Origin of the sequence: Nocardia aurea (genome assembly GCF_003123685.1) — a bacterium.
GTDB classification, from domain to species: domain Bacteria; phylum Actinomycetota; class Actinomycetes; order Mycobacteriales; family Mycobacteriaceae; genus Nocardia; species Nocardia aurea.
In genome coordinates this window covers 52,835-78,171 of the sequence record NZ_QCYJ01000130.1, presented here as the reverse complement: position 1 = coordinate 78,171, position 25,337 = coordinate 52,835, and the positions used below count along the sequence as shown (strand labels likewise).

The window sequence follows — 25,337 nt, the reverse complement described above, 5'->3', positions numbered from 1 at the left end:
AGGCGGGATCTCTCGATCACCGCGTGGTTCTCGCGCCGCGCTCGGCGGCGGGACGGTCAGTGACCGAGACGGCCGCGCCCGAGGCGCAGCAGCAGCATCGCGAGGGTGTGGCCTTCCTGGCCCAGCTCGCTGAAACGTTCCAGCACCTTCATCTCGCGACTGTGCACCAGCCGCGGTCCGCCGGACGCCATCCGGGTACGCCCGATGATCCGTGAGACCTCCGTGCGCCGCTTGACGGCCGCGAGGATCTCGGCGTCGAGCTGATCGATCTCCTTGCGAAGTTTGTCGATCTCCGCTTCGGTCTGCGGCAGCGCCGCATCGGACCCGGTCGTCGGGGCAGGGGTGCTCATCATTCATCTCCTCGTGTCAGAACATGGATCGAACGGCGAGGGCTGCTCGTTACCGTCCGGTTCTTTCACCGTGAAACAGACCTGGCGGGGGATTCCATCCTCCCCCAGGGAAGTGCGCTCAGCTACATGGCCGCGATCGGTGATATCCGGCCGATAACCGAATCCGACCCATCGCGACAGCGCTCATCATCAGGCCAGTGTGCCACGGGTGGGAACTAATGCAAAACGCTCGATTTTGTGAAAAACCTGAGAGAAACCGGTTGATTTGCCGCGTGGTCGTCACCGGTCGTTCACTGAATGTTAGCCACCTCGGTCGTTCGCTCACGAAGCCGGTCGGTGACTTCATCTCTGTCGGTGACCGCCGGTAGCGTGGATGGGCAATGGACATCACGGTGGCTCCTCAGACGCAGGCCGGGCAGGACCGGCACCCCGACGCGACCCCGGGATCGCAGGTCGGTGACGGTCGCGACGAGTCGACCGGCCGGTCGGGTGACGCCGTGGGCGCGGGGTCGGCCGTGCCGCGTCCATCGCTCGCCGAACAGGCCCAGCGCCGCGCCGACGAGCAGCAGCGCCACCGGACCGAACAGGATCGCGGGCGGACCGAGGAGGCCGAACGGCTGCTGGAGGGGCTCAATCCCCAGCAGCGCGCCGCCGTCGTGCACACCGGTGCGCCGCTGCTGATCGTCGCGGGCGCGGGCTCGGGCAAGACCGCCGTGCTGACCCGCCGGATCGCCTATCTGCTGGCGGCCCGGGGCGCGACACCGGGGCAGATCCTCGCCATCACCTTCACCAACAAGGCCGCCGCCGAAATGCGCGAACGGGTCACCGGCCTGGTCGGCCCGCGCGCGAACAACATGTGGGTTTCCACGTTCCACTCCAGTTGCGTGCGAATCCTGCGGATGCAGGCGGCATTGCTGCCCGGCCTGAATTCGAATTTCTCGATCTACGACGCCGACGATTCGCGCCGTTTGCTGACGATGATCAGCCGGGATTTCGATATCGATACCAAGAAATACTCGGCGCGCCTGCTGGCAACCGCTGTCTCGAATCTCAAGAACGAACTGATCGGCCCCGAGCGCGCCACCGCCGACGCCACGGCTGACGACACCGAACTGCCCGCGCTCGTCGCCCGCGTCTACACCGAGTACCAGCGCCGTCTGCGCGCGGCGAACGCGATGGATTTCGACGATCTGATCGGCGAGACGGTCGCGCTGCTGCAACGCCACCCGCAGGTCGCCGAGTACTACCGGCGTCGGTTCCGGCATGTACTCGTCGACGAGTACCAGGACACCAACCACGCGCAGTATGTGCTGATCAGGGAATTGGTCGGGCATCACACGGACGTCGAACTCGACGACGCCGACGCGGGCGCCGCCGCGGCTGATCCGGAATTCGCGGAGACCAGGCGCACGGACGCGGTCGAGCCGAGCGAACTCTGCGTCGTCGGTGACGCCGACCAGTCCATCTACGCCTTCCGCGGTGCGACGATCCGCAATATCGAGGAATTCGAACGCGATTTCCCCGACGCGGAGACCATTCTGCTCGAACAGAACTACCGGTCGACCCAGCACATTCTGTCGGCGGCCAACGCGGTCATCTCGCGTAACGAGGGCAGGCGTGACAAACGGCTGTGGACCGATTCCGGCGAGGGCGATCTGATCGTCGGCTATGTCGCCGACAACGAACACGACGAGGCCTCGTTCGTCGCCCGCGAGATCGACCGGCTGGTGGATCAGGGCGAGGCCAATTACGGCGATGTCGCGGTGTTCTATCGCACCAACAACAATTCGCGGGCGCTGGAGGAGATCTTCATCAGGATGGGCCTGCCCTACAAAGTGGTGGGCGGCGTCCGCTTCTACGAACGCAAGGAAGTCCGCGATATCGTCGCCTACCTGCGGGTGCTGGCGAATCCGGAGGACGCGGTCAGCCTGCGCCGGATCCTGAACACCCCGCGTCGCGGTATCGGCGACCGGGCCGAGGCGTGTGTCGCCGTGCACGCCGAACAGCGCGATATCGGGTTCGCCGACGCGCTGCGGGACGCGGCACAGGGCAAGGTCGCCCTGCTGAACACCAGGGCCCAGCGCGCCATCGCCGGATTCCTGGAATTGCTCGAGACCATCCGCGCGGCCGGGGTCAGGGACAATTCCGAATTCCCCGACGTGGGGAATGTGGTCGAGGCGGTGCTGGAACGCACCGGTTATCGCGCCGAGTTGGAGGCCTCCGACGATCCCCAGGACGGTGCCCGCCTCGACAATCTGAACGAGCTGGTCAGCGTCGCAAGGGAATTCAGTTCCGAGGCGCACAACAACGCGGAGGCCGCGCGGGCCGAGGGGCTGGTGCCGGAAGCGGCCGACGGCGAACCCGAACCGGGCTCGCTCGCCGCCTTCCTCGAGCGGGTCTCCCTGGTCGCCGATACCGACCAGATCCCGGACGAGGGTTCGGGAGTGGTCACGATGATGACCCTGCACACCGCGAAAGGTCTCGAATTCCCGGTGGTTTTCGTGACCGGGTGGGAGGACGGCCAGTTCCCGCATATGCGGGCCCTCGGTGATCCCACCGAACTGGCCGAGGAACGCCGCCTCGCCTACGTCGGCATCACGCGCGCCAGGCAGCGGCTCTACCTGAGCCGTGCCGTGGTCCGCTCGGGCTGGGGCCAGCCCGTCTCCAATCCGGAATCACGCTTCCTCCAGGAGATTCCGGGCCACCTCATGGACTGGCGTCGTCTCGAACCCGCGGGTTCGCCCGCCTCGCGCGGAATCCGCCGTCGCGGTGACGACGACGGTATGGAACGGGACTGGACCCGGGGCGACGGCTGGTCGCAGCAACAACGTCCCGGTGTCCAGGGGCGCGGCCCCCGCCGTCCCGCACCGGGCGGCGTCACCCGCAACAACACCGATCTGGTGCTGGCCGTGGGCGATCGGGTCAGCGATGACAAATACGGACTCGGCAAGGTGATCGCCGCCGACGGCTTCGGGCCGCTGGCGACGGTCACCATCGATTTCGGCAGCGCGGGCAAGATCCGCCTGATCCCGCAGTACAGCAGGACTCTGGTCAAACTCTGACCTGACGCGGTCGGCCGGTCGGCCCTCGGTCGTCGGCGACGGATCTGTGGTCGTGGCCCGGTGCTGTCCCGCTCGGTATCGTCCGGAACATGGAGAGCGTCGCGCAGCACCTGACCTGGTTTCTTCCGATGCTGTGGCTGGGTATGGTCCTGGCCATCTCGTTCCTGGAAGCGCCACTGAAATTCCGGGCGCCGGGAATCACCGTGCCGCTCGGACTCGGGATCGGGCGGCTGGTCTTCCGCGCGCTGAACATCGTCGAATCCGTGTTGGCGGCCTTGCTTGTCGTGGCCTTCCTGGTGCTCGGGCCCTCAGGTGCGAGTTGGGTATGGCTGGGGATCGCCGTCGCGATCCTCGCCGTACAGATCCTGGTGGTGCGCCCGCCGCTGAGTCGGCGCTCGGACCGGGTGCTCGCCGGGGAGGACATGCCGCGCTCGCACGCCCATCTCTGGTACGTCGGGTTGGAAGTGGTGAAGGTCGTCGTCCTGGTGGGCCTGGCGATCGTGGTGTCCCCGTAGAGCGTTTCGGCCAGGTGACCGGACCGCGGCGTCGGCGGTGTTCGATGGTGTCGTCCGCATACAGTCGGACGGTTCGACCGTCGCCGACAACGCGCCCTTCACCGAGATCGCTGCTGCGACCGAAGCTCGAGCCCGACGATCCTTTGGTCACCTCGACCGGCACAGCGTCGCCGTCACCGAGCCGATAGGCGAAGACGTTGACCGGTTGGCTCAGCGAGAACAGTGTCATGCCGCCGAGGCACAGCCCGACCGAAACGAACAGCAGGCCGAGCACGACACGTCTACCCCGTGCCCTCGAGTCGCCTTTCACGAGTCCCCCTTGCGATTCCACTCACCCTAGCGGGGGAGCAGATCGGTGAGGGCATCGTCCAGGGTGGGGAAACGGAAGGTGAAACCGGCGTCGCGCAGAACCTGTGAGGTGGCGTGTCTTCCGGTCAGGCCGAGGGCGGGGTCGGTGCGTAGGAAGACCGCGCCCACGGACAGTAGTGCGGCGGGGGTGGGCGGGGCCGGTGGGCGGTGGAGATGGCGGCGCAGTGCGGTCATGAGGTCGCGGTTGCGGACGGGGAAATCGGTGGCGGCCACCAGGATTCCGGTCGGTAGTGTCAGCGCCGGGTCGAGGCCGATGGCCGCGCGGACGATGGCGAGCCAGTCTTCGACGTGGATCCAGCTGAACCACTGGGCGCCGCCGCCGACCCTCCCGCCCAAACCCGCTCGCACCAACTGGGTCAGCCGTTTCAGTGCCGGAGCCTGCGGGTCGAGCACGATGGACGTGCGAAGGACGGTCGATCGGACGGCGGCTGCGCCCTCGAACGCCCGCTCCCATGGCTCTGCGACACCGGTCATCTGCGGCAGGCCCTCGGGCAGCGGAGTTGTTTCCGTGCAGCGCTTCTCGCCCGCGTCCGACCAGATGGCGGTCGTACTCGCCTGCACCCAGTAGTCGACGGGCGCGGGCAGGGTCGCCACCGCGTCGACCAGTGCGCGTGTGGAATCGACCCGGCTGCGGCGCAATTCGTCGATATTGCGTTCGGTCGGACGGCAGTCGACGATCTTTCCCGCCAGGTTCACGATGGCGGTGCGACCGGGATTACGCAGTGCCCCCGCCCATTCGCCCACCGTCCGGCCGTCCCATTCGACCTGGTCGAAGGGAGATTCGGGATCGCGTCGGCGGGTGAGGACGGTGACCCGGTGACCTCGGCACAGCAGGTCGGCGGCGATCTGCCTGCCGAGCGCGCCGCTACCTCCCGCTATCACGACGTTCAGCGCGGATTCGGCGGGTGTGATCCCCGCCGCCCGCGCGAGCCTCGCGAAACCGACCCTGCCGTCGCGTTCCAACAGTCCGCCGACCACCGCGCGGGTGACCGCCGCCGACGGCCCGCCGAACGTGAGTCGTTGCGTCACAAGGGTTCCGCCGTCTCGCGCCGACAATTCCCAGCTCAGCCGCATCGCCCCGGCGGGCTCGGGCTGCTCGAATGTGAGTTCGCGTCCCGGCACCACCGACGTCAGGACGAACGGGGCGGCGGCGCGTGTGTGTAACGCTTCGAGTAGTCGCCCGCGCGGCACGTAATCGCCGGTCGTCCCGGTCTCGACCGGTCCGTGCAACACCACGGACGTCACGCCGGGATTCCAGTGCGGCCACCGCACCGGATCTCCTACAACCTTCCACACCTGATCGGGAGGGAGCGCGATGAACTGGGTGTACGTCGATGTACGAGCCATGAGCCACACGCTAATCCGCGCGATCACCGCACCGGTAGGTGTGCTTGCTCACCGGCCGGTCGCCCGACCGGATGACACCGCCGAATTCGAGCGCCCTACCGGCCGTGCCGTCAGTCGCGCTCCGGCCCCAGGCTGATCCCGCGAGTCGCGAGCCACGGGATCGGGTCGATGCGGTCGGTGCCGTTGAGCCAGACCTCGAAATGGCAGTGCGGACCGGTGGATTCGCCGCGATTGCCGACCGTGGCGATCTCGTCGCCCGCGGTGACGTACTGGCCGACGGTGACCAGTGCGGTGTTGATATGCCCGTAGACGGTGATGGTCCCGTCGTCGCCCCGCACGCGGACCCACATGCCGAAGCCGCTGGCCGGGCCCGCGTCGATGACGGTGCCGTCCTCCACCGCGTAGATCGGCGTGCCGATCGGTGCGGCGACGTCGACGCCGGGATGCAGCGTGCCCCAACGGGCGCCGTAGCCGGAGGTGAAGGTGCCCGAGGTGAATTTCGTGAACAGGGGGCGCAGTTTCGCGGCTTCCTCGGCGGCGAGTTCTTGCGCGTACCGGGCGCCGCTGTCGAGGAGTTCGGAGAATTGCGTGGGATTGCTCGGCCGTACCGTGTCGAGCAGTTCCGGGGTGTCGGGTGTGGCAGGCGTGTCGGTGACCGCGGGTGCGTCCGCGGAGAGCTGATCCGCCGCGGACGCCTGCCCCATCGCCTCGTACTCGACTGTCGGTATGGACTGACCTTTTTCCTGGAGCAAGGTGTGACCCGCGGAAACGAATGCTCCCGCGGCGACGGCGAAGGCGACCACCCGCCCGCGCAGCGAATGCGGGGGCGGCGGTGTGCGATGTGCGCCCCGACGGCCGCGCGAGGTTCCCGCGTCGGGATGGTAACTGAAAGATTGCGCGCCGCTTGGTTCTTCGTGCCACGCGGACCGACCCCGGCTGTCGACTTCGTGGTCGCGCCCTTGTCTCACGGTGTGGTCCGACGTTCGCGAGAAGAATGACCGAAATGCCGGAGAATCGAAGATTGTCCGTTAATTCCAGGTCTCACAGCGGATCTCGCGATATGTGCGACGGTCTTCACGCGCATCGAGTTCTTCATCCTCCGAATACCCGCATCGTTAGGTCAGCGAACTATCGACGGTAACGAATCGATTGCTGTAACGCAACACTCGAATGCTGTGAATGATCGTGTCGCGCTGCCGGATTGAAATTTCGGAGAGTCGGTCCGGTGGGGCGAACGACGGTTGGACGGCCCGAGGGTACCGATCAAAGCGGAACGGCCCCGGGGCGCGTACGCACGCGTCCCGGGGCCGTTCCGAAATTCGGTGGAGGGAGGGTGATTAGTCCCCGCGCGGGCCGAGGCTGATGCCGCGAGTGGCCAGCCAGGGCAGCGGGTCGACCTTGTCGGTCCCGTTGAGCCAGACCTCGAAATGGCAGTGCGGGCCGGTGGAGAAGCCGCGGTTTCCGATGGTGGCGATCTGGTCGCCCGCCATCACGCGCTCACCCTGCTCGACGGTCGAGGTGTCGATGTGGCCGTAGATCGTGACGGTGCCGTCGTCGTGCAGCAGTCGCACCCACATGCCGAAACCGGCGGCGGGGCCGGATTCGATGACGGTGCCGTCGGCGACCGCGTAGATCGGGGTGCCGATGGGGCCGGCGATATCGATGCCGAGATGCTGCACGCCCCAGCGTGCGCCGAACCCGGATGTGTAGGTGCCCGCGGCGAATTTGGTGAAGAGCGGACGAAGTTTGGCGGCCTCCTGGGCTGCCAGATCGTCGGCGAACTTCTGGCCCTTCTGGAGCATGTCGTTGAACTGGCCGAGATTGGCCGGTGCCGAAACATTCAGAACCTGGGGCGAATCGGGGTCCAGACTCGGATCGGCGAGGCTGACCGACTGCGCGGCGATCTCGTGGATCTGGCCGGACGCCTCGTAGTCGATGGTGGACGACGGCTGGTCGGGCGAGGCGAACGCGGCCTGGCCCGCGGCGACGACAGCGCCCGCGGCCACGGCGACGACAGCGGCCCTGCCCTTGAAAGCGGCCGGCGGGGCGGGCATACGGTGCGCGCCGCCGCGCCGGTTGGTTCCCTTGCCGGGGATGAAGGCCGGTGCGGCGATGGCGTCGGGATCCACCGGTTCCGGTGTCCACGAACCGTCGGCGTCCGGTGTCCAGCCCCGGTCGGTGGTGGCCCACCGGCCGTCGGCCTCGGGTGTCCACGCGCCGTCGGAATCCGGTGTCCAGGAGGCGTTGGAATCCGGTGTCCACGAATCGTCGGTCTGCGCGCTCCACGCGCCGTCCGCGTCGGGCGTCCAGGCGTCGCCGGAGGACCACGCGCCGCCGTCGGTCCACGAATTCTGTTGGGACCAATCGGTATTCGCGGCCCACTGGCCCGTGTCGCAGGTCCCGGTGTAGGGGCCGCCGTCGTGCTGCGCGTCGTAGCCCGCACCGGCTCCCGCCGCCGCGCCGCCCGCCGCGGGGGCATAGCGGTGGTTGGAGGGGAAGGTACGGCCGCTCTGATCGGCATGGGGGAAGGGTTCGTTGTCGTCGCGATAACGATGACCCGACCGCGCACGATTACCGGGAGCGAGGGTGGAGCGATTAATCATCGGCTATGCCACATCGTGAAGCTGGAGTGGACGGACCGAAAGGTCACGCTGCCGGGAGTCCGGCGAAATGTCGATGTCGGGTCGATCAACGATGAAACGGCTCTCTACCTGCGGAGCAATGTGCATCAAGGCTTGCCGTCCTCCTAGTCGTGACCTGGCTGTGACATCGACCGCATTGACGGTAACGAAACGATCGCGAAGTCCGCAAGCGCTGCGATCCATCTGTACTAACATGTGAGATTGATCACGGTGGTGGCGGGGAATTTCTCACTGTGCATCGGGCGGTCGGGTGAGGCCTGTCGACGACGATTCGTAGTAGGTGCGAGCGGGTCCCGGTTGACCGGCCCCTACCTGGCGCACGGTCAACAAGCTACTCGCCAGTAGCGTTGGCCAGCGGTTTTCCCGCCTCGAGTATCGGCCCGTGACCTGCGCCACTTAGGATGAACGTGGCCGATTGGCCCTCCATGTGACTGGTTAGAGTCCGACCCGACCCGCTTCCGACGTCGGGCCGCCAACAAAGACGTTGTCATGACAACGCAGACGAGACGGTGAGTACATGGATCTCTTCGAATATCAGGCGAAGGAGCTCTTCGTTAAGCACGGAGTGCCTTCGTCCGAGGGCCGCGTCACGGACACGGCCGAGGAAGCCCGCGTCATCGCGGAGGAAATCGGCAAGCCGGTGATGATCAAGTCCCAGGTGAAGGTCGGTGGACGCGGTAAGGCGGGTGGCGTCAAGTACGCGGCCACCCCCGACGACGCCCTGACGCACGCGCGCAACATCCTGGGCCTGGACATCAAGGGCCACGTCACCAAGAAGATCCTTGTCGCCGAAGCCAAGGACATCGCGGAGGAGTACTACATCTCCTTCCTGCTCGATCGCTCCAACCGGACCTACCTGGCGATGTGCTCGGTCGAAGGCGGCATGGAGATCGAAGAGGTCGCAGCCACCAAGCCGGAGCGCCTGGCCAAGGTCCCCGTCGACGCCGTCAAGGGCGTCGATCTCGCGTTCGCGCGTTCGATCGCCGAGCAGGGCCACCTGCCCGCCGACGTGCTGGACGCGGCGGCCGTGACCATCCAGAAGCTGTGGGAGGTGTTCGTCAACGAGGACGCCACCCTGGTCGAGGTCAACCCCCTGGTGCGCACCCCGCAGAACGAGATCCTCGCGCTCGACGGCAAGGTCACCCTGGACGAGAACGCCGAGTTCCGGCACGAGGATCACGCGGCCTTCGCCGACGTCGACGCGACCGATCCCCTGGAGCTCAAGGCCAAGCAGAACGACCTCAACTACGTCAAGCTCGACGGTGAGGTCGGCATCATCGGCAACGGCGCGGGTCTGGTCATGTCCACCCTCGACGTCGTCGCCTACGCGGGCGAGGCCCACAACGGCGTCAAGCCGGCCAACTTCCTCGACATCGGCGGCGGCGCCTCGGCCGAGGTCATGGCGGCCGGTCTGGATGTCATCCTGGGCGACGCGCAGGTCAAGAGCGTTTTCGTGAACGTCTTCGGTGGCATCACCGCGTGTGACGCCGTCGCCAACGGCATCGTGAAGGCATTGGAGATCCTCGGCGCCGAGGCGAACAAGCCGCTGGTCGTCCGTCTCGACGGCAACAAGGTCGAAGAGGGTCGCAAGATCCTCGTCGACGCCGCGCATCCGCTCATCACGCTTGCGCAGACAATGGACGAAGGCGCCGACAAGGCCGCCGAACTGGCTTCCCGGTAATCGCCGAGCCGAGTAAGGAAAAACCTGACATGTCTATCTTCGTGAACAAGGATTCCAAGGTCATCGTCCAGGGCATCACCGGCGGCGAGGGCACCAAGCACACCGCCCTGATGCTCAAGGCCGGTACCCAGGTCGTCGGCGGCGTCAACGCGCGCAAGGCGGGCACCACCGTCGCGCACACCGACAAGGACGGCAACGCGGTCGAGCTGCCGGTGTTCGGCACCGTCGCCGAGGCCATCGCGGCGACCGGAGCCGACGTCTCCATCGCGTTCGTGCCGCCGAAGTTCTCCAAGGACGCCATCATCGAGGCCATCGACGCGGAGATCCCGCTGCTCGTGGTCATCACCGAGGGCATCCCGGTGCAGGACACCGCCTACGCGTGGGCCTACAACCTCGAGAAGGGCAACAAGACCCGGATCATCGGCCCGAACTGCCCCGGCATCATCACCCCCGGCGAGGCGCTTGTCGGCATCACCCCGGCCAACATCACCGGCAAGGGCCCGGTCGGCCTGGTGTCCAAGTCCGGCACCCTGACCTACCAGATGATGTACGAGCTGCGTGATTTCGGCTTCTCCACCGCCATCGGCATCGGCGGCGACCCGGTCATCGGCACCACCCACATCGACGCCATCGAGGCTTTCGAGAAGGATCCCGAGACCAAGCTGATCGTCATGATCGGCGAGATCGGCGGCGACGCCGAAGAGCGTGCGGCGGCCTACATCCAGGCCAACGTCACCAAGCCGGTCGTCGGCTACGTCGCGGGCTTCACCGCGCCGGAGGGCAAGACCATGGGCCACGCGGGCGCGATCGTCTCGGGCTCGGCGGGCACCGCCCAGGCGAAGAAGGACGCGCTGGAAGCGGCGGGCGTCAAGGTCGGCAAGACGCCGTCCGAGACCGCGGCGCTGGCTCGCGAAATCCTAGAGAAGGCAAGCATCACCGCCTGATCCCGCCGGGACGCGGGGATTCCCCCGAATATCGGACAAGGCCGCCGCCCGGTACGAACCGGTGGCGGCCTTCGTCGTATCGGTCGGGGAGGTGACCCGGGCGGAGCAGTGCAGTAGCGTCAGAAGAGTCAAGCCGAACACGACGAACGACTCGATCGAGGAGACGACGACATGTCATACCCGACCGGGGGCTCCGGGTACAACACACCCGTGACGCCCTCCGCACCCTCCGATACCGGCCAGTCGGCGGTTGGTGCAGCAGGGACAGGTTCGAGCGATTCCGCTTCCGATGCCACGGCGCAGCGGGGTCTGCCGTTCTTCCTCGTGGTGGGTGTCGCCGCACTCGGCGTGATCAATTTCCTGTTCGGATTCCTGCCGTTCTTCGGCAGTGAGTTCGTCAATCCGGTCACCGGCGCGATCCTCGCCGAGGGCAGCGCGAACGCGTTCGAGGCGCGAGTGACCAGCCTGCTCGCCGTCCTGTTGTTCGCGGGTGTGCTGGCCGGACTCTCGTTGCTGCCCAAACAGAATTGGAAGGGCGTCGCGGCCGCGGCCTCGGTGGCCGGATTCCTCGGCCTGGTCTTCCAGGCACTGTTCCTCGGCGAGGGGTCCTCGCTGAAGATCGGCGCCTTCCTGCTGCTGTTCCTCTCGTTCGTGCAGGCCGCGATCGCCATCGCCGCCGTGCTGTTCGAGGCGGGCATCCTGAAACCGCCCGCGCCCAAGCCGGTTACGCCGCCCGCGCAGCAGGGCGGATACGGCCAGGGGTACGGCCAGCAGGGGTACGGGCAGAGCCAGCCGGGCGGTGGTTACGGCCAGGCGCAGGGCGGCCAGTACGGTCAGCCCGGCTACGGTCCCCAGTCCGGCACCGGCGCCCAGTACCCGCAGCAGCCCTACGGTCAGAGTCAGCCGAGCCAGCCCGCCTACGGGCAGAGCCAGCCGGGTCAGCCGACCTATCCCGGCGCGCCCGGTCAGTCCTACGGTCAGCCCGCCTACGGCCAGCAGCCCGGATACGGGGCCCAGCAACAGGGTTCGCCCTACGCGGGCGGTCAGCCGCGCCCCGACGAGAGCGCCACGCAGCATTTCGGTGGGAACCAGGGCCAGCCCCGGCCCGACGAGAGCGCCACGCAGCATTTCGGCGGAAATCTGGGCCAGCCGCGCCCCGACGAGAGCGCGACCCAGCATTTCGGCGGGAACCAGGGCCAGCAGTACGGTGCGCCGGGCTACGGCCAGCCCCCGCAGGCCCAACCGCCCCAGCAGTCGCAGCCGCAGCAGCCGTTCGGTGGCGAGCAGAGCAAGGACCCGTCCTCCGACGCGACCCGGGCGTTCCGGCCTTCCGACGACAACAAGTAGCGGTCGACGACCAGCAGTCGACATCGACTCCCCGCGAGCGCTCGACCCGATCGGGTTGGGCGCTCGCGGTGCGCGCGGACCCTGTCGCACGCACCGATTTCCGCGTGTCGCGTTACCGCACCGGCCGGTCGCGGCGCGCCTGCACCGATCCCCTCGGCAGAACTGACACGCTGAATTGCCATGAGCTCCACGAGAAATTCCCTTGTCCGCCGGAGCCCGGGAGAGCGCGGTGGACCCGATGACGCCGCCGGGCGCGGCGTCGATTCCCGATCGCGGCGCACCCGGCCGACGCCGGAGGAGCACGACGACGCCGGATTCCTCTCGCTGACTCCCGAACGGGCCAGGGTGCTGCTGTTCGTCGCCGCCCGCCCCGCGACACTCGCCCTGACCGTCATCGCGGTGCTGATGCCGGCCGCGCTGCTGTTCGCGGACAGCGGACTCGACGGCACCTCCGGTGCGATCGCGTCGGGCTGGCTTGTGGCGCACCAGGTTCCGCTGGTGATCGGCAAGACCCCGCTCGGCCTGCTCCCGCTGCTGCCCACCGCGCTGCTGGCCTGGCTGTCCGCGCGCGATTGCGCGCGCGCCGTCGAGCCGGACAGTTCGCGCGCCGATCTCGGCTGGATCGTCGGCGCCGCGCTGTCGGGTCCGCTGCTGGTCACCGCCGTCTGTCTCGCGGTGGCCGAGGACGCGTCGGGCGTGGTCGCGCTGCAACCGCCGAACACGCTGTCGGCGTTCGCGTGGGTCGGCGGTCTGTACCTGGTGGCCGCGGCGGCGGGGATCGCCCATCGCGACCGCCGCCGGTTCTTCGCGCTGCTGCGCGCTCCCGATTGGGCCGTCGCCGGGGTCTACGGCGCGGGCCGCACGGTGGTGCGACTGCTCGGGTGCGCCGCCGCCGTCACACTGGTGTCGTTGCTCGCGCACGGGTCGCGTTTCCTCGAGGGATATCAGGCGTCGGGCAATTTCGCCGGTGTGCTCGGGCTGACGCTGCTCTCGCTGGCCTATCTACCGAATGTGGTCGTCGGAGCGGTGGGGATGCTCGTCGGCTCCGGGGTCGAATTCGGCGACGCGTCGGTCGGGGTCTTCTCGGTGGTCGGCGGACCGGTCCCCTCGGTGCCCGTGCTCGCCGCGCTGCCGTCGGGACCGGCGGCGGGCTGGTGGGTGGTGCTGCTGCTCGTCCCGGCCGCGGTCGGGGTACTGGGCGGCATCGACGCTGGACGGACGTCGACCGACCGCGCCACCGCGCCCTGGGCGACGCTGAGTTCGGCCGGATTCGCGACCGTCGCGCTCGTGCTGCTCGGCGCCGTCGCGGGCGGTGAACTCGGCACCTTCGGCAGCGTGGGTATCGATCTGCCCGTCTTCGCCGTGGTCACCTTCGCGTGGCTGGCGCTCGCCGGATACGCGGGTCTGCTGTTCGCGCGGTGGTTCGTGGTCCCGGTCGGGGCGCCGATCGCGGGTCGCGACCTCCACGGGCCGCACGAGGAAACCGGCTACGACGACGACTACGACGACGACAACTACGACGACCAGGACGCCGCCTACTACGACGACCGCCACGACGACGATGACGGCGACTACGAAGCCGACGAATACGACGGGCACTACCCGGACGACTACTACGACGAGGACGATTACTACGACTACGCCGACCATCCCGCGGACGACGCGCTGGAGGGCGAACTCGTGGACGAACAACCCTCGCTGCCCGCACGGCCCGCTCGCGCCTCCGCGCCTCCCGACATCGTCGACGCCGAGGTGGTCGAAACCCCGCACGACGACCTGCCTCCGCTGCGCGAGCGCTGACGAGCCGAGGGCCCCCACCGGTCGAAAGTGAGCTGACCGACACCACTAGGCTCGAACCCGGCGGTGCATCTCCGCCGCCCCGACTCGAGACCCAGGAGTGGAGCGCTGACGTCCTCCGACGCCCCGTCCAAGCCCGCTGAGCCCTTGGGGGCCGCCGCCACCGTCGTGGTGCTCGCCTCGGGCACGGGATCGCTGCTGCGCGCGTTGCTCGAAGCGGCGTCCGCGGCGGACTACCCCGCGAAGATCGTCGCCGTCGGCGTCGACCGGGTGTGTGACGCCACCGGCCACGCGGACGCGGCGGGCGTACCGCACTTCCTGGTCGCGCTGAAGGATTTCCCCGACCGCGCGGCCTGGGATCTGGCGCTGACGGACGCGGTCGCCGCCTACGAGCCCGATCTGGTGGTCTCGGCCGGATTCATGAAGATCCTCGGCCCGGCCTTCCTGGAGCGCTTCGGCGGCACGATCGTCAACACCCATCCCGCGCTGCTGCCGTCCTTCCCCGGCGCGCACGGGGTACGTGACGCCCTCGCCTACGGGGTGAAGGTCACCGGCTCCACGGTTCATCTGGTCGACTCGGGCGTCGACACCGGTCCCATCCTCGCGCAGGAGGCCGTATCGGTGCTGCCCGACGACGACGAGAGCACCCTGCACGAGCGCATCAAGGTTGTCGAGCGACGGTTGTTGGCGGAGGTTGTCGCCGCTGTCGCGACGCGAGGCATTGTCTCCGACGGACGAAAGGCAGTTATTCCAGTGAGCGAGTATGCCGGTGACTGACAACAGCGAACGATCGATCACTCCTGGCGAGCGTCGGACGATCCGCCGCGCGCTGGTCAGCGTCTACGACAAGACGGGACTCGTCGAACTCGCGACCGGCCTGCACGCCGCGGGTATCGAACTGGTCTCGACGGGGTCCACCGCGGGCCGGATCGCCGACGCGGGCATTCCGGTCACCAAGGTCGAGGATCTGACCGGTTTCCCCGAGACGCTGGACGGGCGGGTCAAGACCCTGCACCCGAGGGTGCACGCGGGGATCCTCGCCGACACCCGCAGGCCCGAACATCTCGAGCAGCTGACCGAACTCGGCGTCGAGGCGTTCGAGCTGGTCGTGGTGAATCTGTATCCGTTCACCCAGACCGTGGCAAGCGGTGCGAGCCAGGACGAATGCGTCGAGCAGATCGATATCGGCGGGCCGTCCATGGTGCGTGCCGCCGCCAAGAATCATCCGTCGGTCGCCGTGGTCGTCGACACCGGTGATTACGACGAGGTACTCGACGCGGTGAAATCCGGTGGATTCACCCTGGCCGAGCGGACCGCGCTGGCGGCCAAGGCCTTCCAGCACACCGCCTCCTACGATGTCGCGGTGGCGAGCTGGATGACCGGCGTTCTCGCCCCCGCCGTCGCGCAGGAACCGCCGAGCGCCCCGTTCCCCGGCTGGATCGGTGGCAGTTGGGAGCGCGCCGCGGTGCTGCGCTACGGCGAGAACCCGCACCAGGAGGCGGCGCTCTACACCAATGGTGACGGACGGGTCGGTCTGGCGCAGGCGCGGCAGTTGCACGGCAAGGAGATGTCGTACAACAACTACACCGACGCCGACGCCGCCTGGCGTGCCGCCTACGACCATTCCGCGCCCGCGGTGGCGATCATCAAACACGCCAACCCATGCGGTATCGCGGTCGGCGCGGATATCGCGCAGGCACACCGCAAGGCGCACGCGTGCGACCCGGTCAGCGCTTTCGGCGGGGTGATCGCGGCGAATCGTGAGATCACCGTGGACATGGCTCAGCAGGTCGCGGAGATCTTCACCGAGGTCATCGTCGCGCCGTCGTACGCCGACGGCGCCGTCGAGGTGCTCCAGCGCAAGAAGAACGTGCGCATCCTCGTCGCCGAGCCGCCACGTCGACCGGGTATCGAATTGCGGCCGATCAGCGGTGGTGCGCTGGTGCAGCGTCGAGACATCCTCGACGCCGAGGGCGACGACCCGGCCAACTGGACCCTGGTCTCCGGCGCGGCCGCCGACGCCGACACCCTGACCGATCTCGAATTCGCCTGGCGCGCGTGCCGCGCGGTGAAGTCGAACGCCATCCTGCTCGCGCACGACGGTGCTTCCGTCGGCGTCGGCATGGGGCAGGTCAACCGGGTCGACGCGGTGCAGCTCGCGGTGCAGCGGGCGGGCGATCGGGCCAAGGGTTCGGTGGCCGCCTCCGACGCGTTCTTCCCGTTCCCGGACGGACCGCAGCAGCTCATCCAGGCGGGTATCCGCGCCATCGTGCAGCCGGGCGGTTCGGTGCGCGATCAGGAGACCATCGACCTCGCCCGCGAGGCGGGGGTCACGGTGTACCTCACGGGTTCTCGGCACTTCGCGCACTGATCGCGCGGTTCATACGGTTCGAACGCCACGTCGGGATCGGCGTGGCGTTTTCCATGCCCGGACACGGTGCCCGGAGTGCGCGGTATCAGTGTGAATTCGGCGTCGGCGATGCCCTCGGGCGAATTCATGGACAACTTCACGACGGTGCCGCGGTCGTGACCGTCGGGGTCGCGACACCGTCGGCGCGGGCGGGACGGACGACGACGGCGCGAAGCCTCGGTAATCCCCGGCAAAGTTGACATATCACAAGCGGTCGCGTCCGTCGCGGCGACGAGACCAGGGCAGACCGCGTGTTTGAGGCGCCGCGTCAGCGGGTATATTTGTGCGCCTTCACGATTCGGGCCGATTCAGTGTTTCGGCGGCGACCGTTGAGATTGCGTTACGCGCGGTGCGTGTCCGAATTGTCGTGGTGCACAATAGGCGGCATGCGCATAGTCATCGTGGGATCATCCGGCTTTCTGGGCAAGCATCTGGTGACCGGTCTCGTGGCCGACGGTCACGAGGTCGTTCGACTGGTGCGGCGTGAGCCCGTCGCCACCGACGAAATCCGTTGGGATCCCTACACCTCCGAACTCGATCCGGCGATCCTCGCCGGCGCGGACGCCGCGATCAATCTCTGCGGCGCGGCCATCGCGGGCGACCGCTGGACACCCGAATACAAGAAACTGCTGCGCGACAGCAGGATCACCACCACCGCCGTGCTGTCCGAAGCCGTCGCGCGGGCGCGGGTGCCCGTTCTACTCAACGCCTCGGCGGCGGGTTACTACGGCGACACCGGCGATGCCGACGTCGACGAATCGGCCCCGGCCGCAACCGATTTCCTCGGCACCATGTGCCGGGAATGGGAAGACGCCACCGCCGTCGCCGCGGCGTCGGGCGCCAGGGTCGTCCTGCTGCGCACCTCCAACGTGCTCGCCGCCGATTCCGAGATCATCACCAAATTGCGCCCGATCTTCGCGCTCGGCCTCGGCGGACGCTTCGGCACGGGTCGGCAGTACATGCCGTGGATCTCGTTGCCGGACTGGGTGGCGGCGGTGCGCGGCCTGCTCACCGGTTCGGTCTCGGGCCCGGTCAACCTGGTCGCGCCGGAAGCGGCGACCAACGCGCAGTTCGCCAAGGCCTACGCGAGCGCGCTGCGTCGCCCGTCGTTCATGGTGCTGCCGGGCGCGGTGCTGAAGATGATCGGTGGCGAGGCGGGCGCGGAACTGCTGCACGGCCACAAGATGCGCTCGAAGGTGCTGGAGAGCACCGGATTCCGGTTCGAGCACCCGACCCTGCGCGAAGCCCTCGCCTGGACCGTGGCCCGCTGACCCTTCGTTCGAACGGCGCCGTGGAGTCCGTGCCTACCGAAGGGGTTTTCGGTACCGGATCCGGGGGACGGCGCGTCACGCCGCGCTGAGTACCAGGCGATCGCCGAGGGAAGTCTTCAGCGGCACTTCCAGCGTTCCGAAGACCGCCACCATCGTGCACATCTTGCCCACCGCGTCGGCCCTCTTGCCCGAGCGCAATTCCACCACGACCGTCTTCGATGTCTCGGTCACCTCGGCGTCGACGCCGTAGCATTCGGGCGCGCCGGTCTGGAAATCGACCGCGATCCGGTCCTCGGAGACGCGCGTCCACGACGTGAACGGAATGGAATGCGCCCCGACGATCGTCGGATCGGCGGTGAACGGCCTGCCCTGGTTCTGGCCCGAGTTCTCGGTCGGAGTACTCGGCGTCGCCGTGCCCGAGGTCGGCGGCGCCGCGCTGTCGTCGTCGGAAGCGCCGCAGCCCGCGACGGCGATCGCGGCGAGTAACGCCACGACGAGTGCGGAGGTTCGTGCTCCCCGGTTCCGATCCATATGGCAAACCCTAATGGAGCCCTCCGGCCGTCGACGGGCGGCCGAGGCGTTCGAGATGGAGAGACGAACGTGGGGCCCCGGCGCTGTCTCTCGGGGCCCCACGTCCTCGGATGGGTGGTCCAGGTTCGGTGGCGTCAGTAACGCATGGCGTAGGAAAGCTTGCGCCACAACGATTTCTTGCGCTGGGCGGATTTGAAGCGGTCGTCCTCCTCGAGGATCTTGGTCGCCGCCCTCACGCGGCGCTGCGATTCCTCGATGGCCTCCTCCACCGGCATCACGGTGTCGAGATCGAACAGATCGATGATCCTGGCGACCCGTTCGGCCACCGTGCCGCCGACCACCTCGTAGGGCAGTCCGAGTTCGCGGACCACCGAGAGCAGGCTGTCGTCGGACAGCGCGCGGAACGGCTCGGACACCGGTCGGTGACCGTCGGCCTTCATCGGAAACTCCACGGGCAGATGGACATAGGCGTCGTAGAGATGCCTCGCCCGCTCCTTGACGACATCGCCGACGATATCGGTGTACTCGTGCAGCGGCTTCTTACGGCCGATCCCGGCGACGGTCTTGATCGCGCGCAGCGCGAATCCGGCGCCCGGGTTGATGCCGACCGCCATCCTCGCCGTGCCGTACACCCATTCGTGCACCACCGAGCCGTCGGAGATGAAGGATCCTTCGATCGACTCGTTGTGCACCCGCTCCTCGAATCGGCGCAGGCCGAGTTGGAGCAGTTCGATCGAATTGAGTTCCATCACGGTCTTGCCGGGCGCGAGGTCGACGAGCAGTTCGCGCGAGGTCAGCGCGTGCGTGCGCGGGATACCGGTCGCGATCGACAGGGCCTCGGTGGTGGTGCTCTTACCCACGCCGTAGGTGCCGGAAATCGCCAGTTTGATGTTGTCGCGATGTTGTCCGCCGACTATGTACACCGTCACGTCTCCGATCGATCAACGCTGGTCATCACGCAGAATCTCCCAGCCACGTTCCCGCGCCACCGATTCCAGTGCCGGGTCGACCGGGATCACGGTCGGATGACCGACACTTTCCAGGACGGCCACATCGCTGATGTGGTCGCCGAATCCGTAGTCCCGCGCGAGGTCGTGACCGGGATATCCGGCCGCGAACGCCTCGACCTCGGTGCGTTTGGCCGGTCCGATGAGCGAACGCAGGACCTTGCCGGTGAACACCCCGTCGGCCTGCTCCAATTCGGTGCACAGCACGGCGGCGCAGCCGAGTTCGTCTTCGATCGGGCGCAGGCAGGCGCGGAAGGAGCCGGAGACGAGGACCGTCTCGACCCCCTCCGCGCGCAAGGCGCGCAGCCGGGTGAGCACCGAGGGGCGATACAACCCGGCCGCGCGCAGTTCGTCGTGCCAGACCACCGCGGCGGCGTCGACCTCGCGCACCGGGATATCCGCCCAGAGCAGGTAGTAGCTCTCGTTCAGCGTCGCCCGGTCCGCTCCGGTCTCGGCCAGCAGCCGCATCCGCGTCCGGTGGCCCGCCAGCACCTCGCCGCGCCGCGTCGTCTCGAAGAAGTACTCCCCGAAATGATGCAGGGTGCTCACGCGCAGCAGGGTGTGGTCCACATCGGTGAACGCGAAGCGCGGTCTGGTCGCGAGCGTCAACTCAGGCCACCGGGGCCTTGTCGAGTGTCAGTGCCTCGGTGGGCACACCGGGGGTGGCCAGGGCCGCCTCGTCCAGATCGCGGCTGCGCAGCGTGAGGAACGCGATGACACCCGAGATCGCCGCCAATACCGCGGCGAGCACCATGGCGTTGTGCAGGCCGCTGACGAACGCGGATTCCGCCGCCGAGCGCACCGCGTCGGCCGCGTTCCCGAGTTCGTTCGTGGTGAGCACCGACGGTCCGCCCGCGGCGATCGCGTCGCCCGCCTCGGCGGCCTTGTCGCCGAAAACGGCTTTGGCCGTCTCGGTGTCGGCGAAGGCGCCGCCGACCCGGTTCTGGAAGAACGCGCCGACCGCCGCGATACCGATCGCCAGGCCCGCCTGCTGGAAGGTCTCGTTGATGCCGGAGGCGGCGCCCGCCTTGTCGGGGGTGGTCACCGCGATGGAGAACGCGGCACGCGGCGGGTTGAACAGGCCCATGCCGAGCCCGATGAGCACCATGCCCGGGATCAGGGACGTCCACGAATCCCCGACGTCGACGAGCAGGACCGCGAAAAGGCCTGCCGCGATGAGCAACTGCGAGGCGCCGACGAGCAGGGCGGGTGCCAGTTTGGCGACGAGGCTGCCCGCGACCGCGGCCGCGACGAACAGCAGCAGCGTCAGCGGCAGGAAGCGCACGCCGCTGGCGAAGGCCGAGTAGCCGAGCAGATTCTGCACGTAGGAGATGAGCAGGAACAGCGCGGGCATCACCGACAGCGCGCACAGGGCGGTCACCACGGACAGACCGTTGAACGTCTTGTTGCCGAACAGCGTGAGATCGAACATCGCGCGGCCCGGTCGGGTGAGCTGCAAGTACGCGAAGGCGACCAGCAGCAGGATCGCCACGACGAAGCACCCGATGATCCGCGCGCTGCCCCAGCCGTCCTGCTGACCGCGCATGAAGGCGAGCACCAGGAAGAACAGACCCGCCGAGAAGGTGACCATACCCGGCCAGTCCAGGGGAGGCGGTGTCTCGCTGCGGGATTCGCGCATCTTCAGGAAGCCGACCGCGAGCGCGGCGATCGTCACCGGAACGTTGATCAGGAAGATCCAGCGCCAGCCGAGGGATTCGGTGAGCCCGCCGCCGATGAGTGGTCCGAACGCGATGGCCAGCCCGGCCACGCCGCCGAAGACGCCGAAGGCCATGCCCCGGTCCTTACCGCGGAACTCGTGTCCGAGCAGCGCCGGTCCGACCGCGAAAAGGATCGCGCCGCCGAGGCCCTGGACGAGCCTGGCCACGATCAGCGTCAGATCGTTGGGCGCGAGACCGCACGCGAGCGAGGCGAGTACGAAGATGACAAGCCCCGCGTCGAACACCTTCTTGCGGCCGATGCGATCGGCGAGTGATCCGGCGGCGAGCAGGACCGCGGCCAGACCGAGCGCGTAGGCGTCCAGGATCCACTGCAACGACGAGAACGACGAATCGAAGGCGGCGCGGATATCGGGTAGGGCGACGTTGACGACCGTCAGGTCCAGCATGAGCATGAAGGTCGCCAACGCGACCACGACGAGCGTCCATATCGAGCTGTCGGAACGCTGTCCGGTTTGTTCGGCACCGGCTGTTGCCATCGGTTTACCCTTCTGATTTCCAGTACGGCGGTGTCGGGGGTCAAGCGGCTCGGAGCGCGGCGTTCACCGCATCCGTGACGGGAATGACCTGTGGTAGCTCGAACATCCCCGCTACCCGGGTGACGATTTCCTCCAACGGACCCCCGGTCACGAGATAGGGGACCGATGTCTCGTGCAGAGTGTCGAGCAGGAGCCGATCTATGACGGTGCGAAATTCCGATTCGGCCGCGGCGGTGGCCGCTTCACCGTCCGACCGGAGATGGACGAAACCGTCGTAGGTCGTCCGTGCGCGGCGCACGACGATGCCCGCGTGTGCCACGAGGTAACGCTGTTCGAAAACGCGATAGGGCAGATCCTGCGGCCGGCGCAGCCAGTGCCCGAGCCGTCTGGTGCTTCGCAGGGTCTCCGCGACAGCCCATTCGTGCAGAACCGAACCGTCGGAGACGAATCCGGTTCCCAGCCTCGCCTCCGAATCCACCCGTTGCTCGAAACCGCGCATCGGCGCGTCCACCGTCGCGGCCAGTCGGCGATCGGCCACCGGCTTCGCGAGCTGCTCGGAAATGGTCGCGAACGACAGTCCGGTGGCCAGGGACAACGCGGTGCACACCGCGGTCTTCCCACTGCCCGGGGCACCGGTGACGGCTAGTCGTAACGCGGGTGAATCCTTCATCAGGTGTCCTCGTATCGCGGCGATCGTTCCGCGGAACTCTCACCGAGGGTGCGAATGACACGACTCGTCCGGAGTTGCTTCACAATGTCAGCCGAAATCTAGTAATCAAACGATAACTTGTCAATATTTGGGCGTGGTAACTTGAAGAACATGATGGCCAGACTGAGCGCGGCCGAGCGCCGCGAAAGGATTCTGGAGGCTGCGGGGCGGGCATTCTCTCGTGGCGGCTACGCCGGGACCAGTACAGATTTGGTCGCGCTGGAGGCAGGTGTGTCCCAGCCGTATGTCGTGCGCATGTTCGGTAGCAAGGCTGATCTCTTCCAGGAGGTCTTCGATCGGGCGGTCGAGGAACTGATCTCGGCTTTCGCGGCCGAACTCGACGATCCGGCAGCGGCCACCGCGCCGGATGTGTGGGACCGTCTCGGCGCGGTGTACAGCAGGCTGGTCGAGGATCGCGACGTGCTCGTCGTGCTCCTGCAAGGTTTCAGCGCGGCGGCCGCGCACCCGCAGATCGCCGCCGCGGCGCGGCGCTGCCTGGTCACCCTGTTCCACCTGCTGGTCGAGCGCACGGGGAGCCCGGCCCAGCAGGTGCAGCAGTTCATCGCCAATGGCATGCTGCTCAACGCGCTGCTCGCGATGGACGCGCCGGAGCACGCCGCGGAGGAACCCGCCCTCGCGGCGCTCGCCGACTGCGCGCTGGGCCAGCACACCGGCTATACCCTCGGCCCCTCAGTCCGGAAGTTGATGGGCAAGTAGGCAGGAGCCGGTCACGCCCTGGAACTCCTTGATCAGCAGATCGGCGCTGCGCCAGCGCTGACCGCCGCGGTCGATGACCGACGAGCGTTTGATCTCCACCGTGCCGTCGAAGGTCTCCTCGGAGGGGCGATGCGGACCGTCGGCGAAGAATTCCAGTTTCCGCATCCACAGGGTGTTGCTGCTCGTGCGGTCGAGCGAATCCATCGCGTAGAGCAGGATCTGCGACAGCTGGGCCGCGCCGACGACAGCGTCGATCGGCGAGACCGAGTTCCAGTAGGCCGATTCGGCGCCGACGTATCCGCCCTCGATCCCGGTGCGGACCTGCTGGCGACCGGTGATCCTGGTCGAGTCCGCGCTCACGACGAGGTCGGTGGCGGTCAGCGTGTGGTCCTTCACGCCGTTGAGGTAGTAGTGCGGAGCGGGACCGAAGATATCGCCGAGAGAGGCGATCCGGTCGACGCCGGGCACGGTCGAGGTGCCCGCTCCGATCGGATGGACCACGGTCATGGTGCCGCCGAGATTGCCGACCTGGAATTTGAAGGTGGTCTCCGACTCGTCGTCGGCGGTGTCGGCGGTGGCCGTGATCGTCGCGGTGACGGGGATGCGCTCGAGATCCTCGTGCGGTTGCGCGCCCGCGCGCACCGTCGCGTGCCTGACCCACATACGGGCGGATTCGGCGGGATTCAGATCACGGGTGTGGACGATCGCCGCGTCGCAGAGCGTGGCCGCGAGCATGATCGTGTCCACGCTGCTGACGTGGGGAACCAGTTCCCGGTGCTCTTTGCGTGACCAGGCCGCGGGGTAGGTCAGGCTGGCGAGTCCGGAATGCTCGGCCCCGGTCTCGGTCGACCGGCTGATTCCGAGGGCGGACAGTTCGGGACTTACTTTCTTGTAACCCTCACCGAAGTAACGATCGGACCGGGGTCCGAGCGGCTCGTCGTAGCTGGAGAATGTAACGGTCATCGCACAACACTTTCGAGGAGCAATTCGATTATTCGGTCAGGCAACCTTGGGAAGGTCGAAAACTTGGCCCGCGTAGGAAAGTCCGGCGCCGAACGAGACTTGGAGCGCGATTTGTCCCGGCTTTGCGCGACCGGAAGAAATGAGGTCGGCAATGGCGAGCGGAAGTGCGGCAGCGGAAGTATTTCCGGCTCGCCGTACGTCATCTGCGACGACCACCGATTCATCCGTCCAGCCGAGTTTACGGGCGACGCCGTCGATAATTCGGAGATTTGCCTGATGCGGAACGAATACCTCGATATCGGAAAGTGCGATACCACCGGCTTCGGCAATTTCGGAAACTATTTTCGGAACGGCGGTCGTGGCCCATCGGAAAACCTCGGTGCCCTCCATCATCAAGAAGGGGGTCGGGGTGCCCACCGGATCGGTGCGCTGTTGTTCCCAGGTCGGTTCCTGACGGATCAGATGCGATTGCTCGCCGATGCTTCCCCAGATCGTCCGGCGGATATGTCCGGACTCGGTACGGGTTATCAGTGCAGCTCCGGACCCATCGCCGAAGATGGGGGCGACCGATCGGGAATTGCGATCTATGACGTTGCTGAGCTTCTCGGATCCGATCACGAGAATGGTGTCGGATTGTCCGGAATTGATGAGTGCGGCAGCTTGACCGATGCCGTGCGCGTAACCTGAACACCCCGCGGAAATATCGAACGCGGCGGGTCGGTCGCATCCCAGCTCGGCGGCGATAATAGGCGCGGCCGCTGGGGTCTGATTCAAGTGGGTGGAACTCGCCAATATGACGACATCGACCTGACCGGCGGATAGTTTGGCGACATCGAGCGCGGATTGCGCAGCCCGTACCGCCATCGAAATTACTGTTTCATGCCCCCCCGCAAATCTTCTTTCAGTTATTCCGGTCCGCGTGGTTATCCAAGCTTCATCGACCCCGAGTTCAGGTGCGAGTTCGGAATTGGAAACGATTCGATCGGGCCGGTAGGTTCCGATCGTCAACATTCCGGCGGATAAGGCCGTCATAGTTCCACCCCCGAGAGGTGTTACGTGTCAATTATGTATGCATCAATGTATCACCCGACCAGAATTATGGAATCAGATCACATGGCTATAACGCCAGTATAACAGCAACATGTGACGAAGGTCACGTTTCTTCATAGGCGCTTGACATCGTTCGATTATCGGCGTTCGAATTCGCGTGCGCCGATCGATAGCAGTACATTAACTATTGGCCGGATCGATGCCGCTCGTATACGTGCGATCCGTCGATTGTTTGATCTTCAACCAGCATTGCGGAATACTCCCGAACGGGGGTAATTAGATAGCTGTCGGTTCTCTCCGCGGTGCGAACGACCTCGCGGGGGGCGGGCGGCGAGAGGTCGGCGCGAAGCCGTGAGTGGCGCACAAAGGCGGGAGCCGGGGCCTCGTGCGACCCCGGCTCCCGCCGTCAA

At 67.1% G+C, this 25,337-nt stretch carries 21 protein-coding genes; 10 read left to right on the top strand and 11 right to left on the bottom strand.

Going from position 1 to position 25,337, the window contains the following annotated elements:
* Nucleotides 1-56: 56 nt before the first annotated feature.
* The gene (locus DAT37_RS32475) at nucleotides 57-350 is read right to left on the bottom strand and encodes a chorismate mutase (protein WP_040710071.1); all 294 of its coding nucleotides are present in this window, start codon (nucleotides 348-350) and stop codon (nucleotides 57-59) included.
* A gap of 380 nt (nucleotides 351-730) precedes the next feature.
* On the opposite strand from DAT37_RS32475, the gene pcrA reads away from it, so the two are divergent.
* Both pcrA and DAT37_RS32465 read left to right on the top strand, forming a co-directional pair.
* Nucleotides 731-3,412, top strand: a complete 2,682-nt coding sequence (gene pcrA / locus DAT37_RS32470) for a DNA helicase PcrA (RefSeq protein ID WP_109528725.1) — start codon at nucleotides 731-733, stop codon at nucleotides 3,410-3,412.
* An 89-nt stretch (nucleotides 3,413-3,501) separates the two neighbouring features.
* Nucleotides 3,502-3,927 carry a hypothetical protein gene (locus tag DAT37_RS32465; RefSeq protein ID WP_109528724.1) on the top strand — a complete coding sequence of 142 codons (426 nt, stop codon included), beginning with the start codon at nucleotides 3,502-3,504 and terminating at the stop codon, nucleotides 3,925-3,927.
* Between the two features lie 336 nt (nucleotides 3,928-4,263).
* Here DAT37_RS32465 and DAT37_RS32455 read toward each other — a convergent pair whose 3' ends face one another.
* From DAT37_RS32455 to DAT37_RS46545, 3 genes are all read right to left on the bottom strand, one after another.
* Nucleotides 4,264-5,643 carry a DUF1731 domain-containing protein gene (locus DAT37_RS32455; protein WP_109528722.1) on the bottom strand — a complete coding sequence of 460 codons (1,380 nt, stop codon included), beginning with the start codon at nucleotides 5,641-5,643 and terminating at the stop codon, nucleotides 4,264-4,266.
* 110 nt (nucleotides 5,644-5,753) lie between these two features.
* A complete protein-coding gene (locus DAT37_RS32450; RefSeq protein WP_109528721.1) occupies nucleotides 5,754-6,665 on the bottom strand; it encodes a M23 family metallopeptidase in 912 nt (303 codons plus the stop codon).
* A gap of 315 nt (nucleotides 6,666-6,980) precedes the next feature.
* On the bottom strand, nucleotides 6,981-8,246 hold the full coding sequence (locus tag DAT37_RS46545) for a M23 family metallopeptidase (RefSeq protein WP_109528720.1): 1,266 nt from the start codon (nucleotides 8,244-8,246) through the stop codon (nucleotides 6,981-6,983).
* A gap of 556 nt (nucleotides 8,247-8,802) precedes the next feature.
* On the opposite strand from DAT37_RS46545, the gene sucC reads away from it, so the two are divergent.
* From sucC to DAT37_RS32410, 7 genes are all read left to right on the top strand, one after another.
* A complete protein-coding gene (sucC, locus tag DAT37_RS32440) occupies nucleotides 8,803-9,966 on the top strand; it encodes an ADP-forming succinate--CoA ligase subunit beta (protein ID WP_109528719.1) in 1,164 nt (387 codons plus the stop codon).
* Nucleotides 9,967-9,995: 29 nt separating this feature from the next.
* Nucleotides 9,996-10,910 carry a succinate--CoA ligase subunit alpha gene (gene sucD, locus DAT37_RS32435; protein WP_109528718.1) on the top strand — a complete coding sequence of 305 codons (915 nt, stop codon included), beginning with the start codon at nucleotides 9,996-9,998 and terminating at the stop codon, nucleotides 10,908-10,910.
* A 210-nt stretch (nucleotides 10,911-11,120) separates the two neighbouring features.
* The gene (locus DAT37_RS32430) at nucleotides 11,121-12,257 is read left to right on the top strand and encodes a DUF5336 domain-containing protein (protein WP_232840142.1); all 1,137 of its coding nucleotides are present in this window, start codon (nucleotides 11,121-11,123) and stop codon (nucleotides 12,255-12,257) included.
* Between the two features lie 180 nt (nucleotides 12,258-12,437).
* Entirely contained in the window at nucleotides 12,438-14,057 is a 1,620-nt protein-coding gene (locus tag DAT37_RS44450; RefSeq protein WP_157978819.1) for a cell division protein PerM, read from the top strand.
* Between the two features lie 105 nt (nucleotides 14,058-14,162).
* A complete protein-coding gene (gene purN / locus DAT37_RS32420) occupies nucleotides 14,163-14,831 on the top strand; it encodes a phosphoribosylglycinamide formyltransferase (RefSeq protein WP_232840178.1) in 669 nt (222 codons plus the stop codon).
* The gene (gene purH, locus DAT37_RS32415) at nucleotides 14,824-16,425 is read left to right on the top strand and encodes a bifunctional phosphoribosylaminoimidazolecarboxamide formyltransferase/IMP cyclohydrolase (RefSeq protein ID WP_232840141.1); all 1,602 of its coding nucleotides are present in this window, start codon (nucleotides 14,824-14,826) and stop codon (nucleotides 16,423-16,425) included. The genes purN and purH overlap by 8 nt, the downstream gene beginning before the upstream one ends.
* Nucleotides 16,426-16,850: 425 nt before the next feature.
* Nucleotides 16,851-17,735, top strand: coding sequence for a TIGR01777 family oxidoreductase (locus tag DAT37_RS32410; RefSeq protein WP_109528714.1), 885 nt, complete (start codon nucleotides 16,851-16,853; stop codon nucleotides 17,733-17,735).
* A gap of 75 nt (nucleotides 17,736-17,810) precedes the next feature.
* Here the strand turns inward: DAT37_RS32410 and DAT37_RS32405 are convergent, their stop codons facing one another.
* From DAT37_RS32405 to DAT37_RS32385, 5 genes are all read right to left on the bottom strand, one after another.
* Nucleotides 17,811-18,266 carry a hypothetical protein gene (locus DAT37_RS32405; RefSeq protein ID WP_232840140.1) on the bottom strand — a complete coding sequence of 152 codons (456 nt, stop codon included), beginning with the start codon at nucleotides 18,264-18,266 and terminating at the stop codon, nucleotides 17,811-17,813.
* Nucleotides 18,267-18,400: 134 nt separating this feature from the next.
* Nucleotides 18,401-19,195: an AAA family ATPase gene (locus DAT37_RS32400; protein WP_232840139.1), complete on the bottom strand. Its 795-nt coding sequence runs from the start codon at nucleotides 19,193-19,195 to the stop codon at nucleotides 18,401-18,403.
* Between the two features lie 12 nt (nucleotides 19,196-19,207).
* Nucleotides 19,208-19,882, bottom strand: a complete 675-nt coding sequence (locus DAT37_RS32395) for an HAD family hydrolase (RefSeq protein ID WP_109528713.1) — start codon at nucleotides 19,880-19,882, stop codon at nucleotides 19,208-19,210.
* A gap of 1 nt (nucleotide 19,883) precedes the next feature.
* Nucleotides 19,884-21,488 (bottom strand): MFS transporter, encoded by a 1,605-nt coding sequence (locus tag DAT37_RS32390; RefSeq protein WP_109528712.1) that lies wholly within the window; start codon nucleotides 21,486-21,488, stop codon nucleotides 19,884-19,886.
* 40 nt (nucleotides 21,489-21,528) lie between these two features.
* Nucleotides 21,529-22,158 carry an AAA family ATPase gene (locus tag DAT37_RS32385; RefSeq protein ID WP_109528711.1) on the bottom strand — a complete coding sequence of 210 codons (630 nt, stop codon included), beginning with the start codon at nucleotides 22,156-22,158 and terminating at the stop codon, nucleotides 21,529-21,531.
* 150 nt (nucleotides 22,159-22,308) lie between these two features.
* On the opposite strand from DAT37_RS32385, the gene DAT37_RS32380 reads away from it, so the two are divergent.
* A complete protein-coding gene (locus DAT37_RS32380) occupies nucleotides 22,309-22,914 on the top strand; it encodes a TetR/AcrR family transcriptional regulator (protein ID WP_109529090.1) in 606 nt (201 codons plus the stop codon).
* Here the strand turns inward: DAT37_RS32380 and DAT37_RS32375 are convergent.
* Together DAT37_RS32375 and DAT37_RS32370 are read right to left on the bottom strand one after the other, a co-directional pair.
* Nucleotides 22,888-23,877, bottom strand: coding sequence for an AvrD family protein (locus DAT37_RS32375; protein WP_109528710.1), 990 nt, complete (start codon nucleotides 23,875-23,877; stop codon nucleotides 22,888-22,890). The two genes, DAT37_RS32380 and DAT37_RS32375, sit on opposite strands and share 27 nt — an antisense overlap.
* A gap of 36 nt (nucleotides 23,878-23,913) precedes the next feature.
* Nucleotides 23,914-24,909, bottom strand: coding sequence for a beta-ketoacyl-ACP synthase 3 (locus DAT37_RS32370; RefSeq protein WP_109528709.1), 996 nt, complete (start codon nucleotides 24,907-24,909; stop codon nucleotides 23,914-23,916).
* Nucleotides 24,910-25,337 lie beyond the last annotated feature (428 nt).